At 33.9% G+C, this 9,216-nt stretch carries 6 protein-coding genes; 3 read left to right on the top strand and 3 right to left on the bottom strand.

From position 1 onward, the window contains the following. Positions 1-367: 367 nt before the first annotated feature. The gene (locus B2X73_RS06665; protein WP_291049642.1) at positions 368-3,169 is read left to right on the top strand and encodes a TonB-dependent receptor; all 2,802 of its coding nucleotides are present in this window, start codon (positions 368-370) and stop codon (positions 3,167-3,169) included. A gap of 75 nt (positions 3,170-3,244) precedes the next feature. Next, positions 3,245-4,912 carry a gamma-glutamyltransferase gene (gene ggt / locus B2X73_RS06660; protein ID WP_291096064.1) on the top strand — a complete coding sequence of 556 codons (1,668 nt, stop codon included), beginning with the start codon at positions 3,245-3,247 and terminating at the stop codon, positions 4,910-4,912. A 53-nt stretch (positions 4,913-4,965) separates the two neighbouring features. On the opposite strand, the gene B2X73_RS06655 is transcribed toward ggt, so the two are convergent. Both B2X73_RS06655 and B2X73_RS06650 read right to left on the bottom strand, forming a co-directional pair. Next, the gene (locus tag B2X73_RS06655; protein ID WP_286495294.1) at positions 4,966-5,247 is read right to left on the bottom strand and encodes a GNAT family N-acetyltransferase; all 282 of its coding nucleotides are present in this window, start codon (positions 5,245-5,247) and stop codon (positions 4,966-4,968) included. Positions 5,248-5,271: 24 nt separating this feature from the next. Next, entirely contained in the window at positions 5,272-6,144 is an 873-nt protein-coding gene (locus tag B2X73_RS06650) for a pirin family protein (RefSeq protein ID WP_291049637.1), read from the bottom strand. Between the two features lie 241 nt (positions 6,145-6,385). On the opposite strand from B2X73_RS06650, the gene B2X73_RS06645 reads away from it, so the two are divergent. After that, entirely contained in the window at positions 6,386-7,111 is a 726-nt protein-coding gene (locus tag B2X73_RS06645) for a hypothetical protein (RefSeq protein WP_219033831.1), read from the top strand. 50 nt (positions 7,112-7,161) lie between these two features. Here the strand turns inward: B2X73_RS06645 and B2X73_RS06640 are convergent, their stop codons facing one another. Beyond that, positions 7,162-9,141 carry a urocanate hydratase gene (locus tag B2X73_RS06640; RefSeq protein WP_291049617.1) on the bottom strand — a complete coding sequence of 660 codons (1,980 nt, stop codon included), beginning with the start codon at positions 9,139-9,141 and terminating at the stop codon, positions 7,162-7,164. Positions 9,142-9,216: the final 75 nt, after the last annotated feature.

Below are 9,216 nucleotides of genomic sequence, written 5' to 3'. Positions count from 1 at the left end.
AAAGATGATGTGAAAGAAGTTAGTAAAGGTTACGAATGTGGTCTTAACATCAAAAACTTCAACGATATTCAAGTAGGTGACATTATCGAAGCTTACGAAACTGTAGAGGTTAAAAAGAAATTGAAATAATCAATTCTCAACAAATATTTTAAAAGGAGCTCAATTTGAGCTCCTTTTTTTATGAAATTTTATTTAATAAAAATCAATACTCTACTTATTATATAGAATTATATTCTGTTATTAATTGTATTTTTAGAATAGATTTTTTGTTTAACATTAATTTAAAGTTTTCTTTTATTTTATTTAAAAACGACTTGTTTTATATTCTATAAAGTCTATAAATTTGCTAGACTTTAAAATTGTAAATATGAACAAGAAATTATACTCACTCAAAAAAATATTTTTTCTCACTGCTCTTTTTGGTGGAACATTTTTATTTGCCCAAACCAAAGTCACAGGTATGGTTGAAGATGTAAATGGACCAATCGATCAAGCAACGGTTAATGTAAAAGGAACGAATATCACGACAACAACAGATGTAGATGGTTTATATCAACTAACGTTAGAACCAGGGAAGTATGAAATTATTGTTTCAAAAATAGGTGAGCCAACAACGACGCAAACGATTAATGTGCTTGATGAAAATGAAGTTTCTTTAGATTTCTTTTTACAATCAATCAATTCGGAGACTGATCTTAGCGAAGTTGTTTTAATTGGTTCGCGCGCAGTCGGACGTACACAATTAGATTCTTCAACACCAGTTGATGTGATAGATATTAAAGAGGTTACAAAAGATGTAGGACAAGTTTCGTTAAATCAAATCTTAAATTATGTAGCACCATCTTTTAGCTCGAATACGCAAGTTATTTCTGACGGAACAGATCATATAGATCCTGCTTCTTTGCGCGGTTTAGGACCAGATCAAGTATTAGTTTTGATTAATGGAAAACGTCGTCATACAACATCATTGGTTAATATTAATGGTTCGTTTGGTAAAGGTTCTGTCGGTACAGATTTGAATGCAATACCAACTTCTGCAATTAAACGAATTGAAATTCTTCGAGATGGAGCCGCGGCTCAATATGGTTCTGATGCGATTGCAGGTGTGATTAATATTGTCTTGGAAGATTCGACAGATAAACTACGCGCGTCAATTTCGTATGGAGGAAATCTTTCGAAAAATGCAGAAGATAATTTTGATGGCGAAACTTTTCAAGCGAATGTGAATTATGGTGTAAAAGTTGGAGAAAAAGGAGGATTTGTAAATGTTGCAGGTTCTTACGACAAGCGTCAACCATTCAATCGTCAAAAAGAATTTACAGGAACAATTTTTTCAGATTATAATCGACCAGATTTATATCCAAATCCAACTGGAAAAGATATTACAGAGGAGGAATTAGCCCGCCGTGGAGAAACGCGTGCTGATTATGTTTCGCGTATTGGACAATCAAAAAATGAAGGAGGTGCGATTTTTATTAATTCACTTTTCCCAGTTTCAGATAAAACCGAAATTTATGCATTTGGAGGATTAAATTATCGTTTAGGAGAATCAGCAGCCTTTCGTCGTCAGCCTGCTCAGTTGCATCAAACTGTTGCGTCAATTTATCCAAATGGATTTTTACCATTGATTCAAACCAATAATTACGATCGCTCTTTAGCAGCGGGAATTCGTAGTGAAATTAACGGTTGGAAAGTTGATTTTTCGAACACATACGGAAATAATACCATCGATTTTGGAGTAAAAAATACAGTTAACGCATCGATGAAAGAATCTTCACCAACATCTTTTGAAGCTGGTGGATATCGTTTTACGCAGAATACAACCAACCTAGATTTTACGCGTTTTTTTGATGATGTTTTAGCTGGAATTAATGTCGCTTTTGGTGCAGAATTTCGTTATGAAAATTATCAAATTGTAGGAGGTGAAGAGTCATCTTATGCGAATTATGGTAAAGTTCGTCAAATTGGTGTAGACGGAAATGGAAAGCCAATTTATGTACAAGATTTTAATGGAAATATCAATACATTATTCGCTGTAAATGGTACTGCTTTAGCAGGTGGAGCGCAAGCTTTTCCAGGATTTTTACCAGCGAATGAAGTCAATGCAAATCGTCATTCTGTTGCGGCGTATTTAGATACTGAATTTAATTTTACGAAAGATTTCTTAGTGGCTGCTGCGTTACGTTATGAAGATTATTCAGATTTTGGTTCAACATTAAATGGAAAAATTTCGACTCGATACAAATTAGGAAACTATGTGTTGAGAGCCGCAGCAAGTACAGGATTTAGAGCGCCATCTTTACATCAATTATATTTTAGTGCAACATCAAGTTTATTCTTAGATGGAGCAATTTCTAATTCAGGAACTTTTACAAATGATAGTCGTGCTGCAAAATTATTAGGAATTCCACAATTGAACGAAGAAAAATCGAAATCAGTTTCGGCTGGAGCTACGGCAAATTGGGGAAAATTCAAATTGAGTGTTGACGGATATTTCATTAGAATTGATGACCGAATCATTTACACAGGATCTTTCACAGGAAGTAATGCAGCAAATGCATCAGCTCAAGACAAAGAGATTTACGAATTATTGCAACAAGCAAATGCAACTTCGGCTCGTTTCTTCGCAAATGCAATTGATACCGAAACGAAAGGAATAGATGTTGTTTTGACGTATCAAGATCGTTTGGGAGCAGGAAAATTACGTGGAGATTTATCGGCGACTTTTAGCAAGACAAATGTTGTAGGCGATGTACATGCTTCCGATTTATTGAAAGGAAAAGAGTCTACTTATTTTGATCGTTCAAGTCGTATTTATTTAGAATCGGCTATACCTCGTACAAAAATTAATTTATCCTTGAATTATTCATTGGATAAATGGAATGTTTACTTAAGAAACGTGTATTTTGGAGAAGTTGATGCAGCGACAAATACGGTGGCAGATTCGCAAACATTTAGCGGAAAAGTTGTAACAGATTTGAGTTTTGGTTATGCTTTCAACAAAAATATTTCGTTAACAATTGGTGCAAATAATTTGTTTGATATCTATCCTGATGAAACGAAAATTGGAGGAAATAGAGGAGCAGGATATTTCGTGTATTCACGTACTGGACAACAATTCGGAACTGGAGGACGTTTTGCTTTCGCTCGTTTATCATTAAGTTTATAATTTAAATAGTTTATATGTTTTACCAAATCTTTGTCGTAATTGATGAAGGTTTGGTATTTTGTTTAAATCGATTTTATGAAAAAAATATCATTTATTATAGTTTCATTCTTCGCGATTATTCAGTTGAATGCGCAAGAATCTTACAAAAATGGAGCTGTTGTAACAGCTCATCCCGAAGCTTCAAAAGTTGGAGTTGAAATTCTGAAAAAAGGTGGAAATGCGATTGATGCTGCTATTGCAGTTCAGTTTGCGTTGGCGGTTGTTTATCCAAATGCAGGAAATATTGGTGGCGGTGGATTTTTGGTTTATCGTGATGCAAAAGGAAAAACAGATGCGTTAGATTATCGTGAAAAAGCACCTTTAAAAGCAAGTGAAGATATGTATTGGGACAAAAATGGCAATGCAATTACTGATCTTAGTTTGTATGGACAATTTGCTGCAGGAGTACCTGGAACTGTAGATGGAATGGTGAAAGCGCACGAAAAATATGGGAAATTAAATTGGAAAGAATTAGTTCAGCCGGCTATTAGTTTAGCTCAAAAAGGATTTAAAATAACAAAACAACAAGCGAGCGAACTGACAAATAAGCATAATGATTTTGTAAAATATAATTCAAAAACGAATGCTTTAACGTCTAAATCATCTTGGAAAGAAGGAGATTTGTTGGTTCAAAAAGAATTAGCAAATACATTAAAATTAATTCAACAAAAAGGTCGTGCTGGTTTTTATGAAGGAAAAACGGCTGATTTAATAGTGAAAGAAATGAAACGCGGAAACGGAATTATTTCGCACGAAGATTTAAAACAATATCAATCGGTTTGGAGAACGCCAGTTTCGGGAAATTATAAAGGTCTTAAAGTAATTTCGATGCCGCCGCCTTCAAGTGGAGGAATTGCATTGGTTTCGTTATTTCAATCAATCGAAGATTATCCAATCAACAAATGGGGATTTCAAGCAGATTCTACAATTCAAGTGATGGTAGAAGCAGAGCGTCGCGTTTATGCTGATCGCGCAGAGCATTTAGGTGATCCAGATTTTATAAAAGTTCCGCAAAAACAATTGTTGGATAAAAGTTATAATGTAAATCGAATGAAAGATTTTTCGTTTGATAAAGCAACACTAAGTTCAGCAATTAAAGCGGGAGAAATAATTGGTAAAGAGTCAATGGAAACAACGCATTATGTAATTGTTGACAAAGATGGAAATGCGGCTTCTGTAACGACTACTTTGAATAATTCCTATGGATCTTTGGTTGTAGTAGAAGGTGCAGGATTTTTGTTGAATGATGAAATGGATGATTTTTCTGTAAAACCAGGTACACCAAATTTATATGGTTTAGTTGGAGGAAAAGCTAATGCGATTGAACCTTCGAAAAGAATGTTAAGTTCGATGACGCCTTCTATTTTAGAGAAAGATGGTAAATTGTTTATGGTTGTGGGAACGCCAGGTGGCTCTACAATTATAACGTCAGTTTTTCAAGCCATCTTGAATGTTGTTGATTTCGGAATGACGATGCAAGAAGCTGTTGCAGCACCAAGATTTCATCATCAATGGTTGCCAGACCAAATCGATTATGAGCCAAATGCAATTTCAGAAAACGTTCGTGAATCGTTAAAACAAAAAGGTTATACATTGAAAGAACGTAAACCTTACGGGCGTGTGGAAGGAATTTTGGTCAACACTAACGGAACATATCAAGCTGGTGCAGATCCAAGAGGAGATGACAAAGCAGTGGGATATTAAGAAATACAAAAGGAACTCGATTCGAGTTCCTTTTGTATTTTTAAGAGAAAACTTTATGATAAAACGTCTTTAATTTCTGGATTTTTATCAAACTGCGCTTTTGCGAAAGGACATAAAGGAATTACTTTTATATTATTATTTCTTGTCCATTCAACCAAGGCTAATAAAGCTTTTTTTCCTAAACCTTGTCCGCCATAAGCTTCGTCAACTTCTGTATGATCGATAATAATTTTATCATCACCAGCCCAAACATATGTCATTTCTCCAGCTTTTTTATCGCCATCTAAAACGACAAAAGCTCCATTTTTTTTATCATCAATTTGTTTAATTTCCATCAGTTTTATTTTTGAAGTTGTTTATTAATCTTCTAAAGTACCAAATTTTCCGTTATTAAAATCCTCAAAAGCTTCGCGAATTTGCTCTTGTGTATTCATCACAAAAGGACCATAAGAAGCGATTGGTTCATTTAGAGGTTCTCCACTCAAAATTAGTACAATGCTATTTTCAGTTGCTTCGATTGTAAAATCTTCTCCTTCGTTAGTAAATAATAATAAATGATCTGTTGGAACAATTTCTTGTTCATTTACTTTCACCTCACCTTCAATAACCAATAAAACGGTATTGTAATTTGCAGGAAAACTAAAATTCGCTTTTCCGCCTTCATTCAATTTTGCATTCAGCATATTAACAGGAGAAAAGGTAGATGCAGCACCTTTTGTTTGGTTGTATTCCCCAGCAATAACTTCGATAAAACCATTTTCAACTTCTACAGTAGGAATATCTTTATGTTCGATCGCCTGATATTTTGGAGTGCTCATTTTATCCTTTGCAGGAAGGTTTACCCATAATTGAACCATTTGAAAAATTCCACCTTGTTTATAAAATTCTTCTGCATGATATTCTTTGTGTAAAACACCAGAAGCTGCTGTCATCCATTGTACATCTCCTTGATGAATTGTTCCTCCTCCACCAGAACTATCATGATGAGAAACGCTTCCTTGATAAGCAATAGTAACCGTTTCGAAACCACGGTGTGGATGCACACCAACACCTTTTGGTTTGTCTGTTGCTGGAAAATGAAATTTTGAATTGTAATCTAACATAATAAATGGATCCATTCTTCTCATATCTAAATGATATCCACTTGGAATGAAGTTATGAACTCTAAAACCGTCTCCTACAAAATGTGGCTCTCTTGGCGCAATTACTGCTTCTATTTTTTTTGTATTCATAATGATTTTTTTATATGTTTTTATTTTTGTTATACAAATTTACGAAGCTAAATAGTTGATTATATTGATGTAGGTTAAGAAGTTGGTAACGTATTAATTAACATAGATTAATAATGTTTTGTAAATTTTTATTATTGATTGAATGTTAAATTTATATTTAAAACTTTAATACATAGTTGTGATTTTGTTATAAGAGTTAAATACTTATTATTTATATAATTGTTTGGAAATTAATAGTAATATGAGAAAACATTTATTCATCATTCTTTTTGGAATTAGTTTTTATTTATTTGGACAAGAAAATACGTATCGTTTTTTGTATGATATCCACCAAGAAACAATTTTCAATGATGAAATGAAGAAAAATACACCAAAAGACTTTTTGCCAGAAATAGTAAACGCGTTTAATGAATCTTATGAGTTTGAAGTGTTAGCTTCTAAAAATTATTCTTTTGTCAAATTAATAGAGAAAGTAAAGAACTCTCAGAATGATGCGGTTCGAATTTATCCAGAACCAAATTGGTTACTAAACGATTTTGAACATAATAAATCATATGAGTTTGCTGAATATGGTGATACGTATGTGGTGGATTCTATTAAGATAGAAGGTTTGAAACCTACAAAGGAAATGAAAGAAATTTTAGGTTTACAAGCTAAGAAATTTATCTTCGAAAATGATGAGTTTTACTACGAAATCTGGTTAGCAAAAATGAATGGAATTACGGTAAGCCCTTATTATTTTCAGTTCAAAAACTTTGTTGTAGTAGAATTATTTAAGAAGTTTAAAAAAGTTGAAGAGGGTGGTGGAAAGATGGAAAAAAGATATTTTTTGAAAGAGATTAGTCAAGAGAAAAAGTCTACAGATTTTATTAAATTAATTCCTAAAAAAGTACTTACTCCAAAAGAACTTCAAGAGAAAATTGATAAAATTAATCAGATGAGTCAAAATAATGAAGTAGAGAAATAATAATTAAAAAAGCATCTCAATTGAGATGCTTTTTTAATTTGATATATTATTTACAATAATTCTTCATCCACTATATTTGGTAATGTAACCTTTAACAAAGGTTCATCTTCCATTGCACGTTTTATAGCAAAAATAGCTTCTTCGTTTCTTGCCCAAGATCTACGAGCAATTCCGTTGTTCACATCCCAATGTAACATTGATTTTAAACGATTTTCAGCATCGGAAGATCCATCTAATAACATTCCGAATCCACCGTTAATAACTTCTCCCCAACCAACGCCGCCACCGTTGTGAATAGAAACCCAAGTTGCGCCACGGAAACTATCTCCAATAACATTGTGAATCGCCATATCTGCTGTGAATTTTGAACCATCGTAAATATTAGAAGTTTCGCGGAATGGAGAATCTGTTCCAGAAACATCATGATGATCACGACCTAAAACAACTGGTCCGATTTCACCTTTCGCAATTGCATCGTTAAACGCTTTCGCAATTTTAATTCGTCCTTCTGCATCTGCATATAAAATACGAGCTTGCGAACCTACAACTAATTTGTTTTCTTGTGCACCTTTTATCCATGTGATATTATCTTGCATTTGTTGCTGAATTTCCTTTGGAGAATGTTGCATGATTTCTTCTAAAACTTGACAAGCAATTTCATCTGTTGTTTGTAAATCTTCTGGTTTTCCTGAAGTACAAACCCAACGGAAAGGTCCAAATCCAAAATCGAAACACATTGGTCCCATAATATCTTGTACATAAGATGGATATTTGAAATCAATTTCGTTTTCTGCCATTACATCTGCACCAGCTCGAGAAGCTTCTAATAAAAAGGCATTTCCATAATCGAAGAAATACGTTCCTTTTGCTGTGTGTTTATTTACAGAATCTGCATGACGACGCAGCGATTCTTGAACTTTTTCTTTGAATAATTCAGGATTGTTTGCCATCATATCGTTGGCTTCATCAAATGATAATCCAACAGGATAATAACCGCCAGCCCATGGATTATGCAAAGAGGTTTGATCTGATCCTAAGTCAACGTAAACATTTTCTTGATCAAATTTTTCCCAAACATCCACTACATTTCCATCATAAGCAATGGAAACAACTTCTTTATTTTCTTTGGCTTCGCGAACACGAGCAACCAATTTATCTAAATCTGTAATTACTTCGTCCACCCAACCTTGTTCATGACGTTTGTATGTCGCAGCAGGATTCACTTCGGCAGTAACAGAAACAACACCTGCTATATTTCCCGCTTTTGGTTGCGCACCTGACATTCCGCCTAAACCAGCCGTAACAAATAATTTTCCTGCTGTTCCGTTATCATCTATTTTACGAGATCCGTTTAAAACTGTGATAGTAGTTCCATGTACAATTCCTTGCGGACCAATGTACATATAACTTCCAGCTGTCATTTGTCCGTATTGAGAAACGCCTAAAGCATTCATTTTTTCCCAATCATCTGGTTTCGAATAATTCGGAATTACCATTCCATTCGTTACAACAACACGTGGAGCGTTTTTGTGAGAAGGAAATAAACCCATCGGATGACCAGAATACATCACCAATGTTTGTTCGTCTGTCATTTCAGACAAATATTTCATTGTTAATAAATATTGCGCCCAGTTCTGGAAAACTGCGCCATTTCCTCCGTAAGTAATCAACTCTTCAGGATGTTGTGCAACTGCGTGATCCAAGTTATTTTGAATCATTAACTGAATTGCTTTTGCTTGTTCTGAATTTCCTGGGTAATCTGTAATTGGTCGAGCGAAAATTTTATAATCAGGCATCAAACGATACATGTAAATACGTCCAAAATTTTCCAATTCTTGTTTAAATTCTGGAATTAATTCAGCATGATCTTTTGGCTCGAAATAACGCAATGCATTTTTCAATGCTAACTTTTTTTCGTCTTCCGATAATATTTCTTTACGTTTTGGTGCGTGACTTACGTTAGGATCTCTGTCTTTTTTTTGAGGCAAAACAGAAGGAATACCTTGTTTTATTTGTTCTTGAAAAGTCATTTTTTTGTGTTTTATGTTTTAGGTTAAACGTTATAAGTTTTACGATTTTTTGTTGTCATACTGATTTCTATGACA

The organism is Empedobacter sp. UBA7252 (genome assembly GCF_002472765.1).
Taxonomy (GTDB): domain Bacteria; phylum Bacteroidota; class Bacteroidia; order Flavobacteriales; family Weeksellaceae; genus Empedobacter; species Empedobacter falsenii_B.
The sequence above is the reverse complement of the archived record's forward strand: the minus strand, read 5'-3'. Positions and strand labels throughout refer to the sequence as shown.